Source organism: Lacisediminihabitans sp. FW035, assembly GCF_054880895.1.
In genome coordinates this window covers 1,834,200-1,852,429 of sequence record NZ_CM142187.1, presented here as the reverse complement: position 1 = coordinate 1,852,429, position 18,230 = coordinate 1,834,200, and the positions used below count along the sequence as shown (strand labels likewise).

The following is an 18,230-nucleotide window of genomic DNA, read 5'->3' as shown; positions in this document are numbered from 1 at the left end:
CGGGAGCGCCCTGGTCACTTCGTCTGGGCGAGCATCCACTTCCAGGTCGGATCGAAGAGAGGGATGCCATCGGTAGCCCGCGGAGTGCTGTCGCTGACGGTACGGCCGTGCGACTGCACCGGAGTACCCACATCGAGCGTGCTGACCAATTGGTGGGATCCGCTGGGTACCGGCACGTCCGCCGGCATTCCCGCACGCTGCATCTTGAGTTCGGACCACGACCCGATGATCTTGCTGAAGTACATGTCGTGCTGGTTGACGAAGCCGTACATCCGACTCGCCGGGGTCACGCCGGGCTCGCGCATCCAGGCGGCGGGCACGCCGTCGTTCGTTTCGACCGGAGACGAGAACATCAGCACCCCGTGCACGAGGTGCAGATGGGAGATATAGGCCGACTCACCACCGCCCTGGGAGTGGCCGGCGAGCACGATTCGCGTCCAGTCGACTTCGCCGTCGTCGAGGTATCTCCCCCACTGCCCGGCAGGGTCTACGGTCGCGAGATGCGCAAGGGCGAGTGTGAGCCGATTGAGGATTGAATTGGCGGGGTCGACGTTGCTCGCTTCGCTTGGCGCACTGCCGTCGAAGCGGTTGCGCTGGACAGCGGTGTAGCACTCGGGGTTACTGCCGCAGGTGCGCACCACCGACTTGCCACGGTTCCAATAGTCGAGACCCAGCACGTCGTATCCGGAGGCGACAGCGGTGCGCAAAAACGTTCGATAGTCCCACGGGCGCGCACCGGTTGCGGGCAGGAACAGCAACAGGGGGCCGGGCGAGACGGCATGTTGCGCGTAGTTGCGCTGGTTCGGGAAGAGAGTCTGACCCTGGGAGGGCCCGAGGCGGAAAGAGATCAGTGGAGCCGACAGTCCGTCGGGCTTCGGAGGTGTGCGAGAGGAGGCACCCGCGGCCCCGAAGGACAGTGACGAGCCAAGGATCGCAAACACGGCGACCACGAGCGCAACCGCGCTCCACTTCCCCCGAATCCGTCTCACCGGTCAAATGTAACTGCCAACACCTCGAATGCCGACCGCGACCGCCTGAGAGTTCGTTCAGGCCGTTGCGACGAGACGTCCAAGGGTCACGCGGTGCGGGGAAGGCTCTCCCAGAGGGCCTCCGCCTGCGCGATCGTCTCATCGAGACTGCCGTTGCTGTCGATCACGACGTCCGCGATGACCAGACGCTCGGTATCGGTCGCCTGGGAGTTGAGTCGGTGCCGTGCCTCCTCACGGGTGAGCCCGCGGAGTTCGATGAGCCGTCGCAACCGGGTCTCGGCGCTCGCATTGACCACCACCACCAGGTCGAAGTCGTGGTACCCCGGTTGCCGGGACGCCTCCACGAGGAGTGGCACGTCGTAGACGACAACCGCGTTCGGGTCAGCCCGGTCCGCGGCGGCGAAGAGTTCGGCACTGAGCCGACGGATGGCGGGATGGGTGATCGCGTTGAGCGCGAGCCGGGCATCCGGGTCCTGGAATATCAGCCGGCCGAGCGCCGGACGATCGAGGGAGCCATCCGGTGCGATAACGTCGGGGCCGAAACGATCCGCTATCTCGGCGAGGCCGGGAGTGTTCGGCGCGACGACATCGCGGGCGAGCTGATCTGCGTCCACCACAATCGCGCCGAGTTGCTGGAGCCGTGTCGCGACGACTGTCTTGCCCGAGGCGATGCCGCCGGTCAATCCGATGAGATACACGCAGCAATGGTAGCCCGGGTGCGGATCATGATGCTCGACGCGCCGCTGACGCAGTCCGAAGCACCTCTCCGGGCCACATTGGTCATTCCGGGCCGGCATGCCGGCCCGGAATGACCGCGGACGCCCGGGTTTCGATGTCGCACCATTCACCGACAAAGCCGTTAACGACGGAACGGCCGGACCCGGGGGTCCGACCGTTCCGAAAAGGACTGCTTAGGAGTTCGAGCTCAGCTTCTCGCGAAGAGCCGCAAGAGCCTCGTCGTCCGCCAGAGTTCCGGCTGAGTCGGCGTCGTTCGAGAACGAGGAGCCACCGGCGACCGGTGCGTCGCTGATCTCGTCGGCGGTCGCAACCTGCTTCTTGTGGGCTTCCCAGCGAGCCTGGGCCGCAGCGTAGTCCTGCTCCCACTTCTCGCGCTGGGACTCGAAGCCCTCTTTCCACTCGTTGGTCTCCGGGTCGAATCCGTCCGGGTACTTGTAGTTGCCGGCTTCGTCGTACTCGGTGAGCATTCCGTAGAGCGCCGGGTCGAACTCGGTGCCTTCCGGGTCGACGCCCTCGTTCGCCTGCTTCAGCGAGAGGGAGATGCGGCGACGCTCGAGGTCGATGTCGATGACCTTGACGAACACCTCGTCACCGACAGAGACGACCTGCTCGGCGAGCTCGACGTGCTTGCCGGAGAGCTCGGAGATGTGCACGAGGCCCTCGATGCCCTCCGCAACGCGAACGAACGCGCCGAAGGGGACGAGCTTCGTGACCTTCCCGGGAGCAACCTGGCCGATGGCGTGGGTGCGGGCGAATACCTGCCACGGGTCTTCCTGCGTCGCCTTGAGCGACAGGGAGACGCGCTCACGCTCGAGGTCGACCTCGAGGATCTCGACGGTGACCTCCTGGCCAACCTCGACGACCTCTGAGGCGTGCTCGATGTGCTTCCAGCTGAGCTCGGAGACGTGAACGAGGCCGTCCACTCCGCCGAGGTCGACGAACGCACCGAAGTTGACGATCGAGGAGACGACACCCTTGCGAACCTGGCCCTTGGCGAGGTTGTTGAGGAACGTGGTGCGGCTCTCGGACTGTGTCTGCTCGAGGAGAGCGCGGCGGGAGAGCACGACGTTGTTGCGGTTCTTGTCGAGCTCGAGGATCTTGGCTTCGATCTCCTGGCCGAGGTACGGCGTGAGATCGCGGACACGGCGCAGCTCGATGAGCGAAGCCGGGAGGAACCCACGGAGACCGATGTCGACGATGAGACCGCCCTTGACGACCTCGATGACCGATCCGGTGACGACGCCATCGGCATCCTTGATCTTCTCGACATCGCCCCACGCACGCTCGTACTGAGCGCGCTTCTTGGAGAGGATGAGGCGGCCTTCTTTGTCTTCCTTCTGGAGGACGAGGGCTTCGACCACATCGCCGACCTGGACTACCTCGGTGGGGTCCACATCGTGCTTGATGGAGAGTTCGCGGGAGGGGATTACACCCTCGGTCTTGTAACCGACGTCGAGGAGGACCTCGTCACGATCGATCTTGACGACGGTGCCCTCGATGAGGTCCCCGTCGTTGAAGAATTTGAGAGTCTTTTCGACCGCGGCGAGAAAGTCTTCAGCAGATCCGATGTCGTTGATTGCGACCTGCTTGGGCGCCTTGTCGGTCGTTACGATTGTCATGTAGTAGTTGCTCCAGGATGGACATTGTTTTAGGCCAGCCGCAGGGTAATACCGTGCTGCGAGGGTGGTTCGTGTGATTTCCGCGACTGGCAGGCGGATGATTTGTCACAGAATTGCGACGTTTCAGTCTATAGCCCCCCACTGACCCGCGCCACCTCGGGCGATTGGCGAGCCGTGTCGGCACTCGAACGCCTCAGCGGCGCGAGCTGACGATCTGCCGAACCGCCGGCCCGAGTTCGGGATATTCGAATTCGTAGCCGGCTTCACGCAGCCGCTCGGGCAGCACCCACCGGCTCTTGAGCACGAGCTCCGTCTCGGTCTTGATCACCGCGGACCCGAGTTCCAGCATCCACCGCGGGGCAGGGATGCCGAACGGCATCCCGAGCACGTCACGGAGTGTCTGCATCACCGTGCGGTTGTCGGAGGGGTTGGGCGAGCTCACGTTCACCACGCCATCGATATCCGGGTGGGATCGGACGAAGCGGATGATGCCGAGCACGTCGGCCAGGTGCACCCAGCTGAACTTCTGGCTTCCGCCGCGCGACCGGAACTCGTGAAACGTGCCCGCGGCGCGCTGTGCGGCGGTGGAGAACCAGGGGCCGTCGAGCTGGGCACCCCCGAGTCCCAGCCGGGTGAGCGCCAGGAGAGGGGCAAGGGCGCTGCCGTCCCCGAGCACGATCGCCATCCGCAGCGCGACCCGGCGGGTGCCGGGAAGGTCCCGGTCGAAGAAGGCCTCCTCCCACGCCCGGGCGATTCCCACGGAGAAGCCGTCTCCGATTTCGCCCGTCGACTCCGTCATCGGGCGGTCTTCGGCATGACGGTAGATGGTGGCGGTGGAGGAGTTGATCCAGAGGGGTGGAGGCACGACGCAGGCGCGGATTGCCGCGGCGAGTTCGCGGGTTGTGTCGACTCGCGACCGCAGGATCTCCGCCCGGTTGGCCGGGGTGTACCGGCAGTTGACGCTTTTGCCGGCCAGGTTCACCAACAGCTGCGCCCCGTCGAGCAGGGCGGTTATCGCCTCGGGATCGGACCAGGCGGCATCCGCTCCCGAGCGTCCGACGAGCGAGACGCGGCTGCCCTGCCGGCGGAATTCGCGCGCGAGGTACTGGCCGATGAAGCCGGATGCCCCGGCGATCACTATGCGGTCGGGGGCGGGGGTCTCGGTCACGGGGCACTCTCGATCCGGTAGGTGAATGAACCGGAATACTCGTAGAGCCTACCGATGAGCGGAGCGCTCACTACGACCGAGACGTGTTGCCGGTCGTCGGACTCATCGAAGCGCTCATGGAGGCTCACCCTCGGCGCGACGAGCCGGGGCACGATCACTCGCACCCGGCCGACCCGAACCGCGAGGACTGTCGAAGAGAGCACGAGTCCCCCGTTGACGACCCGACCCGAGAGACGCGTGACCAGTCGTCGGGCCCGCCCGAGGTGGTCGACGAGAGCGGCATCTTCCGACGTGATGGCGTCGACCATCTGTCGGTTGCCGGACTCGAACCCGAAAGAACGCTCCGCCGCGACGGCGACATTGCCGTGGTCATCCCTCAGCGGGCGGTTGACCACGGTGAACGGCACCCCCCGGTGCCACCCTGGGAAGGCGATGCCGTCGGAGGCGAGGAGCCGGAGCACAGGCCACAGCCAGCGACGTGGGGTGCCGACGACGTCGAAGACGCCGACACCCACGCCGAGTGTCCCCGGCGGGATTTCGCCGAAATAGGCGCGAAGCCGGGGATGGAGCGAGTCGAGGATGGCGCCGAAGACTTCCTCGTAGGGAGACGACACTCAGGCGAGCAGCGCCGCCTTCAGGGTGTCGAGCCCGACTCCCCCGATGTCCAGGGCCTTCTTGTGGAACGCCTTGATGTCGAAGTCGGCCCCCTCGCGCCGCGCGTATTCGTCGCGGAGCTGCTCCCAGATACGCTGCCCGATCTTGTAGGAGGGTGCCTGGCCCGGCCAGCCGAGGTAGCGGTTCACCTCGAAGCGCACGAACTCCGGACTCATGTTGACATTGCGGCCGAGGAATCCGAAGGCGTACTCGCCCGTCCACGGTCCGGAGCCGTCGGGTAGCGGCTTCTCAAGGTGCACGCCGATGTCGAGGACCACACGAGCGGCGCGCATCCGCTGGCCGTCGAGCATGCCGAGACGGTCGCCGGGGTCGTCGAGATAGCCGAGCTGTTCCATGAGGCGCTCGGCGTAGAGCGCCCAGCCTTCGGCGTGACCAGAGGTGCCCGCGTTGCGGCGCCAGGTGTTGAGCATGGCCTTGTTGTAGACGGCCTGCCCGATCTGGAGATGATGGCCGGGAACGCCCTCGTGATAGACCGTGGTGAGCTCACGCCAGGTGTCGAATTCCGTCACGCCCTCCGGCACGCTCCACCACATCCGTCCCGCGCGCGAGAAGTCATCGGTGGGAGGGGTGTAGTAGATGCCACCCTCCTGGGTCGGGGCGATCATGCACTCCAGCCGTCGCACCTCCGTCGGGATGTCGAAATGCACTCGGGAGAGCTCGTCGACGGCTCGGTCGCTCGTCTCCTGCATCCACTTCTGCAGGGCGTCCGTGCCGTGCAGCTTGCGACTCAGGTCGGTGTCGAGAAACTCGATCGCCTCGGCGACGGTTGCCCCCGGCTTGATCTCCCGGGCGATGGACTCCTGCTCCGCGGTCATCCGAGCGAGCTCCTCGATACCCCACTCATAGGTCTCGTCGAGATCGACGACGGCGCCGAGGAAGTCACGCGACGCGAGCGCGTAGATTTCGCGACCGACGGCATCCCGCTCCGGGGCGTGCGGGGCGAGTTCGTTCTCCAGAAAATCGGAGAGCGCCGCGTAAGCGCCGGCAGATCCCCGCGCCGCTGCCGCAAGGTCTCCGCGCAGCGACTCGGGAAGGTCACCGTCGGCGGCCTTCGCCCCTTCGGCCAGCTGGTAGAAGAACCCGGTGTCGGCGACCTGCTTCGCGGCCTGGGCGACGACCTCACGGATCTGCCGGATCGCCGGCACGTTGCCGGCCGCTATGCCGGTACGCAGGGTCTGGATGTAGCCCTCCATCGCGGCCGGAAGGTTGCGCATGCGCGTGGCGACATGCGACCAGTCCTCTTCCGAGTCCGTCGGCATGAGGTCGAAGATGTCGCGGAGCCCCTGGGGGGCCGACGCGATCACGTTGAGGTCACGCTGGTCGAACCCCGCGTCGTGCTTGTCGATCATCAGCTGGAGCTCACGACTCAGGTCCATCTTCGTGACCTCGTCGACCGCATCGACCGGCGTGGAGGCCTGGATGCTCGCGAGGGTCTTCTTCACTTCGGCGATCACCCGTTCGGCGCCCGCTGGCGAATAGTCGGCGTACTCGCCCTCGTGTCCCGCTCGCCCAAGATACACGCGGTACTCCGGGAACAGGTCGAGCTCGGTATCGACCCACTTCTCGGCGATCGCATCGATGGGTGTGGTGGGACGGGCCTCGTGGGCCTGGTCTGCATCAGTCATCTCTCGAGCCTAGAACAGGGAGTCCGGAGGCGCAGTCCCGAGTTCACTGCGGCGTGCCTCGGCAGCGCACTGGCGTCGCGCCCGGGCAGGAACCCTGCGCGTCATCGTGCACCCAGAGCTCAAGGAATTCGCACGAAGTCCACGATCGAGAGCGCGGCACCATCCGGGCATCCTCCGGGACCGTCGCCACTCCGGCCTCGCCGGTTCCGAGGGACCGTATTGAACGTTGTCCGGGCTGCCTCACCGGCCAGCCGGTGACCTTCCTCCGCCTAACCCGGGTTCGAAATGCAGGACCCAGCGTTACGGATGCGGCGGATGAGGCGTTTGAGTTGACACCTGTCACAGGAATACCTGCATTTGCGACGGAAGCTACGTGTAGGAGGGACCGCGGACCGCGGCGACCGAACTACTCTTTGTCGAGGTCGGTGTTCAGCAGCTCGGCGAGCGAGTCGAGCGCCGTCTCGGCGTCGTCACCGTCTGACTTGAGGGTGACGACCTCGCCGTGACCGATGCCGAGCGACAGCACCCCGAGGATGCTCGCGGCATTGACGGTCTTTCCGGCGGCGTTCGTGAGGGTGACGGGCACCCCCGCCTTCGCCGCGGCCTGGCTGAACAGCGACGCGGGGCGGGCGTGAAGTCCGACGCTCGAGGCGACGGTGACGGTACGTTCAGGCATTTCTGACTCCTTGGTGTTCGGTCGGTAGGGGTATCGGCAGGGGGTGGATCATGGCTCGATGGTGACTTTGATGCCGTCTCCACGGGCGACGATCTCGATTGCTTCGAGCACGTCGTCGAGGGGAAGCCGGTGGGTGATCAGATCCGTGACCGGAACGGCGCCGGAGGCGATCAGAGCCAGCGCCTCCTTGTTGTGTGCGGGGCTGGACCCGTTGACTCCGACGATCGTGAGTTCGCGGTAGTGCACGAGGTTCGAGTCCACGGTGATCGTCGGGTGGTCCTTTGGCAGGCCGCCGAAGAGGCTGAGGCGGCCGCGGCGTGCGAGCATTCCAAGCCCCTGTTCCTGGGCGGCACCGGAGGCGGCAGCGGTGATCACGACATCCGCTCCGCGTCCGCCGGTCGCTTCTAGAACGGCGGCGACGGGATCCGTGGACTCGGACGCGATGGCGAGGTCGGGCTTCACCAGGTCGGAGGCCTTCTTCAATCGGTCGGCGTTGAGGTCGACGAGGATGATCTGCGCCGCGCCCCGTGCCCGGGCGAGGCGCACGTGCAGGCATCCGATCGGACCGGAGCCGACCACCACGACCACGTCTCCCGCGCCGACCCTGGCCAGTTCCTGGCCGTTGAGCACGCACGCGAGAGGTTCCGCGAGGCTGGCTTCGGCGAATCCCAGTCCCTCGGGGATGCGGTTGAGACCGTCGACGCGCAGCACCTCGCGCGGAACGATCATGTACTCCGCGAAACCGCCGGGGAACTGGTAGCCCATCGAGAGCTGGTGCGCGCAGACCGTCGGTCGACCTGCCAGGCAGTCGGGGCAGGTACCGTCGGGGATCGCCGCGATGACCTGCACCCGATCACCGACGTCCCACCCAGCGACACCGTCACCGACATCCACGATCTCGCCCGCGATCTCATGCCCCATCACCTGGGGTGGGGTCATGTTCGGGTGCCCCGACCGCGAGATCTTGACGTCTGTTCCACACGTGGAGCAATTGCGCACCCGGATCTTCACTTCTCCCGCTGAGACCTGCGGTTCCGCGATCTCTTCGAGACGGATGTCGCCGGGTGCGTAGAACCTCGCTACCTTCACGCCCTACTCGTCTTCGGGATCGGGCTTGAGGAGCTCGTAGACCTCGGAGCTCGTCGTCGCGGCACGAAGCGCCGCCGCCTTGTCCGGGTCGAGGAGCACGGTGGCGAGCTGGGACAGCAGGGCGATGTGGCCGTTGCCGCGGGCGGCGATGCCCACGCAGACGCGCACATCGTTGCCGTCCCAGTCCACGCCATCCGGAAAGCGGAGAACGACGAGAGCATCGTTCTTCACCGAGTCCTTGCCGGCGAGGGTGCCGTGAGGAATCGCGACACCCTCCCCGACGAAGGTGGAAACCGACCGCTCACGTTCGAGCATCGCGTCGATGTAGGAAGCATCGATCGCGCCGGCCTCCAACAGGGCTGCTCCCGTCTGCCTGATCGCGTCTTCCTGATCGGTCGCCGATTCGTCGAGTCGAATGGACGACTCGGCGAGCAGCGTCGACAGGGCGGGTGCGGTTTCTTCAGTCATCGTCTAGGCCTCGAAGGTCTCGCCGTTTTGAATGGCTTTGACGATCTTGGCCACGGCAGGATCACCCAGGAAGAGCTGGAACGGCACGACCGGCACGTCCGGCACGGTGTGCCGGGCGCGGTCCGCCAGTCCCGTGTGGGTGAACACCAGGTCGGCGTCGCTCGGGATCGAGGCGACGGGCGAATGCTCCACCGTCACCCCGCTCTTCGCGAGTTGCTTCTTCAGCGTGGAGGCCAGCATCACGCTGCTGCCCATCCCCGCGTCGCACGCAACGATCAGCTTCTTGATGCTGGATCCGTCGATGGTTGCCATTAGAGATTCTCCTTGAGTGTTCTACTGCGGGTCGATGCTCAGGCGACGGGGGCCGTCGCCGGCTTGTTCTTGTTGCGCGCGCTCTGCTCCTTGGCGGCCTCGAGGTCGAGTCCGCTGTTCTGGTTGCGACCGAAGCCGAGCAGCGCCGCACCCACGATGAACGCTACGCCTGCAGAGACGAGGATTCCGAGAAGGATCGTCGGAAGGTCTCCCGGGTAGGCCACGAGGATGTAGGCGAAGATGCTTCCCGGCGACGCCGGTGCGAGCAGTCCGTCGTTGAACAGGCTGAACATGAGCACACCCGAGGCTCCACCCGCAATCGCCGCAATGAGCAGGATCGGCTTCATGAGCACGTACGGGAAGTAGATCTCGTGGATGCCGCCGAGGAACTGCACAACGATGGCGGCCGGTACGGTCGCCCGAATGGCGATCGGTCCGAACAGCATCATCGCGACCAGGATGCCGAGGCCGGGGCCGGGGTTCGACTCCAGCATGAAGAGAATGGACTTGCCATCCGGTCCCGCCGCCTGCTTCGCGGCCAGAGGCACGAGCACACCGTTGCCGATCGCGTTATTGAGGAACAGGATCTTCGCCGGTTCGATGATTATCGAGGCCAGGGGAAGCAGCTTCGCGTTGATCAGGCCGTCCACGAAGTTCGCGAAGACCGTCGTCAACCAGAACACTGCCGGGCCGAGGGCGAACACGCCGACGAGTGCGGAGAAACCGCCAACGATGCCGGAGGTGAAGTTGTCGACCAGCATCTCGAACCCGCCGCGGAGCTTTCCGTCGATCAGGCTGTCGATCCACTTCAGCAGAAGTGCAGCGAGCGGGCCGATGATCAAAGCCCCGAGGAACTGCGGGCCGAGGTCGGCGATCGATTTCGGAGCGGCTGTCGACGCCGTGTGGAGAGAAAGCGCCAGCGGAGACACGATCACACCGATGGTCGCGATCGCGCCGACGACGGCTCCGCGCTGCCCGTGTACCGTACGGCCACCGGTGTAGCCGATCAGGATCGGGAGCAGGAAGACGATGATCGGGCCGACGATGGTCGACGCCTGGCCCGCGAACGGCACGACACCGTCCTTCGCGACGGCACCGGTCGCTCGCGCGATCTCGTTGATCCAGCCGTTGGGGATGAACAGGGCCGTGACGAGGCCCCAGGCAATGAACGCACCGAGGTTCGGCATGATCATCCCGGCGAGGAATGCACCGCCTCGCTGGATGCGTGCGCGGGCGCCGGTTCCGGCGGCCACGGGAGTGTAATCGGACATTTGTTGTGGTACTCCTTTGTACGAATCTTCGACTGTTCGGATGGGGTGGGTGGGATTCGGCAGGGGTTATGTGGCCACGAGGGGCCGATCCAGGTCTGGCTGCCACACCAGGTGGACGTTCGAGTAGGCGATATCGCCGGGACCGGGAACGGAGGTTCCCGGAAGACTGACAGCGGCCGCACCCCAGGCGAGCGCTTCGATGAGGGCGGCGCCCTCGTCGGATTCGTCGACGGTGAATTTCGACAGGAAGCCGGCGAGGAAACAGTCGCCCGCCCCGACGGTGCTCCGCCGCTGCTGCACGGTGGATTCGCCGACGATCGCACGGTGTTCGCCGACGAGCACCGCCCCCTCGGCGCCAAGGCTCACTAGTACGAGCTCGACCCCGAGTTCGCGCAGCTCTTCGGCGGCGGCGATCACCTCGGAGATGGAGTCGAGCTCGCGACCCACTGCTTGCGCGAGCTCCGCCCGGTTGGGCTTGATCACCCTCGGGTGGGCACTGATCGCCGCTCTGAGGCCATCACCGCTGGTATCGACAGCGAGCGAGGCGCCGAGGTCGGTGACCGAGGTCATGAGGGCCACGAGCTGAGCCTCGGAGCATTCGGGCGGGATGCTGCCGGAGAACACCACCCAGTCGTTCGCGGTGACGAGACCCGAGAGCACCGACGACAGCACCGAGAAGTCGGCGACGGAGAGCGACGAACCGGGCTCGTTGAGCTTCGTCACGGTGCCGTCTGGCTCGGCGACCGTCAGGTTGGAACGCGTGCGCCCGCTCACCGGAACCAACCGGGCGGTGATGCCCGCGGCATCCAGCATGGCGCTCAGTTCCGCTCCCTCCGGCCCCCCGACGGGAAGCACCGCGATGCTGTCGAAGCCGTTGCGGGAGAGCGCTCGGGTGAGGTTGACCCCTTTGCCACCGGGCTCGAGTACGGGGGCGGAGGTGCGGAGCACTGCGCCGCGCTCGAGCCGGTCCACCTCGACCGTGCGATCGAGGCTCGGATTGAGGGTCACGGAGACGATCACACGATCACCACCGTCGGGCCGGCGCTCTCGATGTCCTCGGCGAACTCCACGTCGAGTCCGACGTCGGTGATGATCGTATCGACGACGCTGAGAGGTGCGACGCGGGCGAAATCCTCCCGGCCGAACTTGGTGTGATCGGCCAGTACCACCACGCGCCGGGCGGCAGTGATGAGGGCCCGCTTGATAGTCGCTTCGGCGATGTCGGGGGTGGTGAGGCCCCGCTCGACACTGATGCCGTTGGTGCCCATGAACGCGACATCCGCGAACACGTCCGCGACCTGGGCCTTGGTCCACTCCCCCACAGCGGCGAGGGTGCGCGGCCGCACGACACCTCCGAGGAGATGGAGGCTGATATTGGGGCGTCCGGCAAGAAGAGCCGCGACGGGGATCGAGTGGGTGACGACCGTCAACTCGCGGTCGGTCGGAAGCAACTGGGCGAGCCGGACGGTCGTGGTGCCGGCGTCGAGGATGATGGAACCCCCGTCGGGGAGTTCATCGAGGGCGGCGCGGGCGATGCGTTCCTTCTGGCCGGCGGAATGTCCCTCGCGGTCCGCGACACCCGGCTCGATTCCGAAACGCTCGACCGGGATAGCTCCCCCGTGCACCCGGCGGAGGACTCCCCGGCGCTCGAGGGCGGTGAGATCCCGGCGCACCGTCTCGGGTGTCACTGCGAGATCGCGAGCGAGTCCGGCGACCTCGACACGGCCGAATGACCGCGCAGTCTCCAGGATCTGCTTGTGTCGCTCGGGAGCGTACATCGGACCTCTTCGTCGGGAACATAACAACATTCGCAATGTTGTTCTGCGCTTATATAAGTCCGTTTGTGTCCGCTTGTCAACTCACACGCCATTCACAGGTACGGCGTGTCGCGTTCGACGCGGATGATCTACGCGCCCGCGAGTGTCACGCGCGGGCGCAGTTTCGGGCGCGAACGTCACTCGCGAGCCCGACGGATATCGAGCACGCGAATAGCGAGCGCGACGAAACGCGGGCGCGACAATACGGGCGCGCCGCACAGATCTCGGTCACGCCAGGGCCTGGCATGCCGGATGCGCCGCGCTATCAGTGCGCGGCGGCGTCCCAGTTCGCCCCGAGGCCGACCTGAACCTCGAGGGGAACGGCCAGGTCGGCAGCGTGGCCCATGCGGTCGGTGACGATCGCGGTGAGCTCGTCGAGTTCCCCCTCGGCGACTTCGAAGACCAGTTCGTCGTGAACCTGAAGCAGGAGCCGCGACGACAGCTCCTTCTCATTGAGATCCGAGGCGACACCAAGCATCGCGATCTTGAGGATGTCGGCGGCCGAACCCTGGATCGGCGCGTTGAGCGCCGCCCGCTCCGCGTTCTGCTTGAGCACCCGGTTGTTCGACGCCAGGTCGGGGAACGGACGACGCCGACCGAAGATCGTCTCGGTGTAGCCGTCTTCGCGCGCCTGGTCGACCACACTGCGCAGGTAGTCCCGCACCGCTCCGAACCTCTCGAAATAGTCGGTCATCAACTGTTTCGCCTCGGAGTTCTCGATGCGCAACTGCTTGCTCAGGCCGAAGGCGCTCAGGCCGTAGGCGAGCCCGTAGGACATCGCCTTCACTTTGGTGCGCATCGCGGAACTGACGTCCGCCGGATCGACGCCGAAAATGCGAGATCCGACGAAGCGGTGCAGGTCTTCCCCGGAGTTGAATGCCTCGATGAGTCCCGCATCCCCGGAGAGGTGGGCCATGATCCGCATCTCGATCTGCGAGTAGTCGGCGGTCAACAGCGTGGTGAACTCGGGTCCGCTTTCGAAGGCCGTGCGGATCTCGCGCCCGACGGAGGTGCGCACGGGAATGTTCTGGAGGTTGGGGTCGGTCGAGGAGATACGCCCCGTGCTCGTGCCCGTCTGGTCGTAGCGCGTGTGCACCCGGTGGTCGGGAGCGATGGCCTTCTCGAGGGTGTCGACGATCTGGCGCAGTTTGGTGGCATCCCGATGCTGCAGCAGGAGGTCGAGGAAGGGATGCGGATTCTGCTCCTGAAGGTCGGCGAGGGAGGCCGCATCCGTCGAATACCCGGTCTTGTTCGATCGGGTCTTGGGCATCTGCAGGTCTTCGAAGAGAACCTGCTGCAGTTGCTTGGGTGAACCGAGGTTGATCTCGCGACCGCCGATCTCGGCATAGGCCCGGGTCGCGAGGTCGGCGGCGGTCTCACCGAGCTCGCGATTGAGACGCTCGAGTATGCCGGGATTCACCGTGATACCCGTGGTCTCCATCGCCGAGACCACGGGGATGAGCGGCAGTTCGATCTCGCGGAGTACGCGCAGCGAGCCCTCGTCAAGGCGCTCGGTGAGGTACTCCGAGAGGCGGAGCACATACCAGGCCTGGGTCGCGGCGCTCACGGCATCCGTCTCCGGCACCAGCTGGTTGGGATCGGGCTCGTCGAGATGCTCGCCGAGATGCGTGTAGACCTGCTCAGCGAGGGGCTGGTCGTGGCCGCCCGGTTTCAGGAGCCACGCGGCGAGTGTCGTGTCGAACACGACGCCGTCGAGGGGAAGGCCGGCCTTCTGCAGTAGTTTGAGGGCCGGCTTGTAGTCGAACAGGTATTTCGGCGCCGGGGAGGAGAGCCAGGCCGCGAGGGCGTCATAGTCCGGTCGGCCAGCCGCCCAGGGAACGAAGGCCGAGTCGTCCGCCGTCGCCAGCCCGAAGCCGGTGATGCCCTCCGGTCCGACTTCGAGCTGAAGCCCGAGGGGGCGGGTGCCCTTCGCGCTGACCGTGGAGATCCAGTGGCCGAGCTCCTCGTCGATCATCGTGCGCACCCCGGGGATCTCGGACCCGGGCACCGCGGATCCCTCACCCGTCGACTCTGTCGACACCGGATCTCCAGCCGCCGCCGCGATCTTGAGGACGCGATCGAGGAGGGTGCGGAACTGGAGCTTGTCGAACACCTCGCGAACGGCGGCCTCGTCGATCGGGCGCCGGTCGAGGTCGTGCGGGCCGACCGGCAGTTCAACGTCGGTGAGCAGATGGTTGAGCTTGCGGTTGCGGATGGCACGGTCCTGCTGTTCGCGGAGCTTCTCGCCGACGACGCCTTTGATCTCGTCCGCATGGGCGAGCACCTCGTCGAGTCCGCCGTACTGGACGATCCATTTGACGGCGGTCTTCTCCCCCACCTTGTCGATTCCGATGAGGTTGTCGCTCGTCTCGCCGACCAGCGCCGCGACATCCGGATACTGGTGCGGTTCGATCCCGTAGCGCTCGAAGACTGCGTCGCGGTCGTAGCGCTTGAGCTCGGACACGCCGCGCGCGTTCGGGTAGAGGAGAGTCACGTCGTCGTTGACCATCTGGATCGCGTCACGGTCCCCCGAGACGATGAGTACCCGGAAGCCCTCCTGCGCACCCTTCATCGCGAGGGTGGCGAGGATGTCGTCGGCCTCGTAGTCCTCCTTCGAGATTGTCGTGATCCCCATGGCGTGCAGTGCTTCCTCGAGGAGGGGGATCTGGCCGATGAACTCCGCCGGGGTCTCACCCCGGGTGCCCTTGTATTCGGGGTACTCCCGGGTGCGGAACGAATAGCGCGAAATGTCGAACGCCACGGCGAGATGGGTGGGTTTCTCCTTCTGGAGCAGGTTCAACATCATCGAGATGAAGCCGTGGATAGCGTTGGTGTGCTGGCCCTCCCGGTTCTGGAAACTGTCGACGGGCAGGGCGTAGAACGCCCGGAAGGCAAGCGAATGCCCGTCGATAACGAGGAGGGTAGGCTTTTCGTTGTCCGGCACGAAGCCAGCCTATCCGCGGCCGCCGACACCCCGCAGCCCGCCAGGAAGAAGACGATGACCATCATCCCCGACGATCTCGACCCTGAGCTGGTGGAGCGGCTCGTGAACTCCGGCGGCGGTCCCTTGGCCCTCAAGATGGGCTTCGAGTTTCTCGAGCTGTCGGCCGAGCGGTCCGTCGCGACGATGCCCGTCGAGGGTAATACCCAGGTGGTGGGCCTGCTCCACGGCGGCGCGCACGTCGTGCTCGCCGAGACACTCGGGTCCGTGTCATCCGCGATTCATGCGGGGCCGGGGCGCATCGCGGTAGGCATAGAGATCAACGCCTCCCACAGCCGCTCCATCACCGAAGGTCTTGTCACCGGAACCTGCACGGCGCTGAGCCTCGGGCGAACCCTCGCCACCCACGAGATCGTGATGCGCGACGAGCAGGGCCGACGGCTGTCGACAGTGCGCATGACGAACTTCCTACGCGACGCCTGACCGGCTGAGGACGAGCGCTCCCACTATTTTTTAGCGGACAGCTGCTCGATGATCGCCTGGGCGACGTCGTGCATGGTGAGGCGGCGATCCATGGATGCCTTCTGGATCCAGCGGAACGCCTCTGGCTCAGTGAGGCCCATCTTCTCGTTCAGCAGGCCCTTGGCCCGATCGACGAGCTTGCGGGTCTCGAAGCGTTCGATGAGATCGGTGACCTCGGCTTCGAGGGTGATGATCTGCGCGTAACGCGCGAGGGCGATCTCGATGGCCGGCAGAAGGTCGTTGGGGGTGAAGGGCTTGACGACGTAGGCGAGGGCGCCGGCCTCGGTGGCCCTCTCGACGAGCTCCTTCTGGCTGAAGGCGGTCAGCAGCACGACCGGGGCGATGTGGTTCTTGGTGAGACGTTCCGCGGCGGAGATGCCATCGAGGAGCGGCATCTTGACGTCCATGATCACCAGGTCGGGACGCAACTCCGTGGCGAGGGCCACGGCGGTTTCACCGTCACCGGCTTCACCGACGACCTCGAAGCCGTTGTCACGAAGCGTTTCGACGATGTCGAGGCGGATGAGCGACTCATCCTCGGCCACCACGACACGGCGGGGGGTCTGAGTAGCGTTTTCCTGGTCTGGCACGATCACAACCCTACGGTATTCTTGGGCTCGGTATCGTGCGCCGGTGTGGCGGAATGGCAGACGCGGAGCACTCAAAATGCTTTGCTCGCAAGGGCGTGTGGGTTCGAGTCCCACCACCGGCACGAACTCCCGGCTGGCCTCCACCCGACTATCGGGCCCGACAGATCGGGCCCGTGAGATCAGGCCCGCGCCGTCGCGACGAAGGCCGTGACGAGCGGATGCGGCGATGCCGTCATCCAATCGCGCAACACCGCAACGGCATGGTCGCGCTTCTCGGGCATCATGGCCGACAACACCGGCCCGTAGGGTGTGCCGAGGATGCCATTGACCGCGTCGTCGACGCTCGGCCAGTCGAGTCTCAGCGAGGTCGACTCGACCGCGGCATCCTCGAACCCGGCGAGGAGCTTGACGAGTTTCGGGCGCGCCATCTTGAAGGAGTCGAAGTCCCAGGCTCGAGGGAACGGTTCTTCCAGACCCTCGTCCCGCAGCACGTCCCCATAGCTGTCGAAAGGCTCGAGGCGCATCGCCGCCACCCACACGACGATCCCGAGACTCCCGCCGGGACGCAGCACCCGCTTCATTTCGGCCAGGGCCGCGGTCTGGTCACGCACGAAGGGGAGCCCGTGCTGGCAGAGCACGACATCGACCGAATCGTCTTCGAGCGGGATGGCAGTCGCGGGGGCTTCGAGGGTCTCGATGGGAGCGCCGTCGGGGTCCGCTCCCAGCGGTACCTCGGCGAGCATCCCGGAGCTGATGTCGCTCGCGATCACTCGTCCGTTCGGCCCCACCGCCGTCGCGGCCCGGCGCGCGACCGCGCCGGTGCCGGCCGCCACATCCAAAACGGTCGAGCCGGGCTTCGGCGCGACAGTCTCGACCAGATGCCGAGCCCAGGGCTCGAACACCGTCGGCAGTAGGTAGTGACGGTAGTTCTCGGCGATCGAGTCCGATTGGAACAGGCTTGATCGGGCATCTTCGGTCATTGTCACTCCTCGTGTCGATGGTCCTGCGCCGACCGTGCGGGTCGGCTGGTACTGGTTAGGCTGGTCCCCGCCAGACTGCTTGAGCCGAACTCACCGGAGGATCCGTGACCGACCTGCCCGAAACATCCGCTGTGCTGCCACCGGCCGGCTGGTATCCGGACCACACGGGAGCGCCAGGGGTGCGCTGGTGGAACGGCGCCGCATGGACCGAGGCCACCCGCAGCTCGGCAGAATATCCGGTCCCCGGGGCCACCCCATATGCGCTGCAACAGGCGCCCGCGAAAGTTCCCGCAGGCACTGCGGTGTACAACCCGTTCATCTGGACCCTGGCCCTCCTGCCGTTACTCGGCATCGTGACTCTACTCAACCGCGACATCTCGCAACTAGTGCAGTCCTCCACGGATCCTCTCGCGATCTATCGCGACCCCGCCTACCTGGCGAGCCTCGCCCTCGGCTGGGGGCTCTACGGGGTCTCGGTGGTTCTCGCCTATCTCGACCGCAAGCGGTTGCTGAAGGATGGCTATGATCGCCCATTCCACTGGGCGTGGACATTCCTCACCAGCGGCGTCTATGTGATCGGTCGCTCGGTGATCGTGCGTCGCCGGGCCGGACGCGGACAGGCTCCGATCTGGGTCTGGGTCGGCATCGTCGTGGCGGTGACGACCATCAACCTCATCCAGGTGGGCCAGGCGGTGGCGACGATGATGAGCACCATCCCGTTCTCCGCCTGAGCAAAGATTGGCGGCGCTC

The 18,230-nt window shown here is 65.9% G+C and carries 18 protein-coding genes and 1 tRNA gene; 3 read left to right on the top strand and 16 right to left on the bottom strand.

The window, feature by feature from the left end; genetic code table 11:
- Positions 1-14: 14 nt before the first annotated feature.
- The 14 genes from ACVXZ4_RS08910 to polA form a co-directional block, all read right to left on the bottom strand.
- Positions 15-989, bottom strand: coding sequence for a BPSS1187 family protein (locus tag ACVXZ4_RS08910; protein ID WP_461797859.1), 975 nt, complete (start codon positions 987-989; stop codon positions 15-17).
- Between the two features lie 86 nt (positions 990-1,075).
- Positions 1,076-1,687: a dephospho-CoA kinase gene (coaE, locus tag ACVXZ4_RS08905; RefSeq protein ID WP_461797858.1), complete on the bottom strand. Its 612-nt coding sequence runs from the start codon at positions 1,685-1,687 to the stop codon at positions 1,076-1,078.
- A gap of 213 nt (positions 1,688-1,900) precedes the next feature.
- The gene (rpsA, locus tag ACVXZ4_RS08900) at positions 1,901-3,346 is read right to left on the bottom strand and encodes a 30S ribosomal protein S1 (protein ID WP_185203865.1); all 1,446 of its coding nucleotides are present in this window, start codon (positions 3,344-3,346) and stop codon (positions 1,901-1,903) included.
- A gap of 193 nt (positions 3,347-3,539) precedes the next feature.
- Positions 3,540-4,514, bottom strand: coding sequence for an epimerase (locus tag ACVXZ4_RS08895; RefSeq protein WP_461797857.1), 975 nt, complete (start codon positions 4,512-4,514; stop codon positions 3,540-3,542).
- On the bottom strand, positions 4,511-5,128 hold the full coding sequence (locus ACVXZ4_RS08890) for a DUF4166 domain-containing protein (protein WP_461797856.1): 618 nt from the start codon (positions 5,126-5,128) through the stop codon (positions 4,511-4,513). The genes ACVXZ4_RS08895 and ACVXZ4_RS08890 overlap by 4 nt, the downstream gene beginning before the upstream one ends.
- A complete protein-coding gene (locus tag ACVXZ4_RS08885) occupies positions 5,129-6,814 on the bottom strand; it encodes a DUF885 domain-containing protein (RefSeq protein ID WP_461797855.1) in 1,686 nt (561 codons plus the stop codon).
- Between the two features lie 406 nt (positions 6,815-7,220).
- The gene (locus ACVXZ4_RS08880; RefSeq protein WP_461797854.1) at positions 7,221-7,490 is read right to left on the bottom strand and encodes an HPr family phosphocarrier protein; all 270 of its coding nucleotides are present in this window, start codon (positions 7,488-7,490) and stop codon (positions 7,221-7,223) included.
- A gap of 48 nt (positions 7,491-7,538) precedes the next feature.
- The gene (locus ACVXZ4_RS08875) at positions 7,539-8,579 is read right to left on the bottom strand and encodes a zinc-dependent dehydrogenase (RefSeq protein ID WP_461797853.1); all 1,041 of its coding nucleotides are present in this window, start codon (positions 8,577-8,579) and stop codon (positions 7,539-7,541) included.
- A gap of 3 nt (positions 8,580-8,582) precedes the next feature.
- On the bottom strand, positions 8,583-9,047 hold the full coding sequence (locus ACVXZ4_RS08870) for a PTS sugar transporter subunit IIA (RefSeq protein WP_461797852.1): 465 nt from the start codon (positions 9,045-9,047) through the stop codon (positions 8,583-8,585).
- A gap of 3 nt (positions 9,048-9,050) precedes the next feature.
- Entirely contained in the window at positions 9,051-9,359 is a 309-nt protein-coding gene (locus ACVXZ4_RS08865) for a PTS lactose transporter subunit IIB (RefSeq protein WP_461797851.1), read from the bottom strand.
- A 38-nt stretch (positions 9,360-9,397) separates the two neighbouring features.
- Positions 9,398-10,630 (bottom strand): PTS transporter subunit EIIC, encoded by a 1,233-nt coding sequence (locus tag ACVXZ4_RS08860; RefSeq protein ID WP_461797850.1) that lies wholly within the window; start codon positions 10,628-10,630, stop codon positions 9,398-9,400.
- Positions 10,631-10,696: 66 nt separating this feature from the next.
- Entirely contained in the window at positions 10,697-11,638 is a 942-nt protein-coding gene (locus ACVXZ4_RS08855) for a 1-phosphofructokinase family hexose kinase (protein ID WP_461797849.1), read from the bottom strand.
- Between the two features lie 8 nt (positions 11,639-11,646).
- Entirely contained in the window at positions 11,647-12,408 is a 762-nt protein-coding gene (locus ACVXZ4_RS08850; protein ID WP_461797848.1) for a DeoR/GlpR family DNA-binding transcription regulator, read from the bottom strand.
- Between the two features lie 304 nt (positions 12,409-12,712).
- On the bottom strand, positions 12,713-15,391 hold the full coding sequence (gene polA / locus ACVXZ4_RS08845) for a DNA polymerase I (protein ID WP_461797847.1): 2,679 nt from the start codon (positions 15,389-15,391) through the stop codon (positions 12,713-12,715).
- A gap of 54 nt (positions 15,392-15,445) precedes the next feature.
- Here polA and ACVXZ4_RS08840 point away from each other — a divergent pair, with 54 nt between their 5' ends.
- Positions 15,446-15,871: a PaaI family thioesterase gene (locus tag ACVXZ4_RS08840; RefSeq protein WP_461797846.1), complete on the top strand. Its 426-nt coding sequence runs from the start codon at positions 15,446-15,448 to the stop codon at positions 15,869-15,871.
- Between the two features lie 23 nt (positions 15,872-15,894).
- Here the strand turns inward: ACVXZ4_RS08840 and ACVXZ4_RS08835 are convergent, their stop codons facing one another.
- Positions 15,895-16,500, bottom strand: coding sequence for an ANTAR domain-containing response regulator (locus ACVXZ4_RS08835; RefSeq protein WP_461797845.1), 606 nt, complete (start codon positions 16,498-16,500; stop codon positions 15,895-15,897).
- Between the two features lie 39 nt (positions 16,501-16,539).
- Here ACVXZ4_RS08835 and ACVXZ4_RS08830 point away from each other — a divergent pair.
- Positions 16,540-16,622: transfer RNA gene (locus tag ACVXZ4_RS08830), tRNA-Leu, on the top strand.
- Between the two features lie 57 nt (positions 16,623-16,679).
- Here ACVXZ4_RS08830 and ACVXZ4_RS08825 read toward each other — a convergent pair.
- Positions 16,680-17,480: a class I SAM-dependent methyltransferase gene (locus ACVXZ4_RS08825; protein WP_461797844.1), complete on the bottom strand. Its 801-nt coding sequence runs from the start codon at positions 17,478-17,480 to the stop codon at positions 16,680-16,682.
- A 104-nt stretch (positions 17,481-17,584) separates the two neighbouring features.
- Between ACVXZ4_RS08825 and ACVXZ4_RS08820 the strand changes: the two genes are divergently transcribed.
- Entirely contained in the window at positions 17,585-18,211 is a 627-nt protein-coding gene (locus ACVXZ4_RS08820) for a DUF2510 domain-containing protein (RefSeq protein WP_461797843.1), read from the top strand.
- Positions 18,212-18,230 lie beyond the last annotated feature (19 nt).

Bases quoted from the DNA above. Each gene is read 5' to 3' on its own strand.
- ACVXZ4_RS08860 (WP_461797850.1), bottom strand. From the start codon at position 10,630: ATGTCCGATTACACTCCCGTGGCCGCCGGAACCGGCGCCCGCGCACGC.
- ACVXZ4_RS08850 (WP_461797848.1), bottom strand. From the start codon at position 12,408: ATGTACGCTCCCGAGCGACACAAGCAGATCCTGGAGACTGCGCGGTCA.
- ACVXZ4_RS08885 (WP_461797855.1), bottom strand. From the start codon at position 6,814: ATGACTGATGCAGACCAGGCCCACGAGGCCCGTCCCACCACACCCATC.
- rpsA (WP_185203865.1), bottom strand. From the start codon at position 3,346: ATGACAATCGTAACGACCGACAAGGCGCCCAAGCAGGTCGCAATCAAC.
- ACVXZ4_RS08825 (WP_461797844.1), bottom strand. From the start codon at position 17,480: ATGACCGAAGATGCCCGATCAAGCCTGTTCCAATCGGACTCGATCGCC.
- ACVXZ4_RS08840 (WP_461797846.1), top strand. From the start codon at position 15,446: ATGACCATCATCCCCGACGATCTCGACCCTGAGCTGGTGGAGCGGCTC.
- ACVXZ4_RS08870 (WP_461797852.1), bottom strand. From the start codon at position 9,047: ATGACTGAAGAAACCGCACCCGCCCTGTCGACGCTGCTCGCCGAGTCG.
- ACVXZ4_RS08880 (WP_461797854.1), bottom strand. From the start codon at position 7,490: ATGCCTGAACGTACCGTCACCGTCGCCTCGAGCGTCGGACTTCACGCC.
- ACVXZ4_RS08865 (WP_461797851.1), bottom strand. From the start codon at position 9,359: ATGGCAACCATCGACGGATCCAGCATCAAGAAGCTGATCGTTGCGTGC.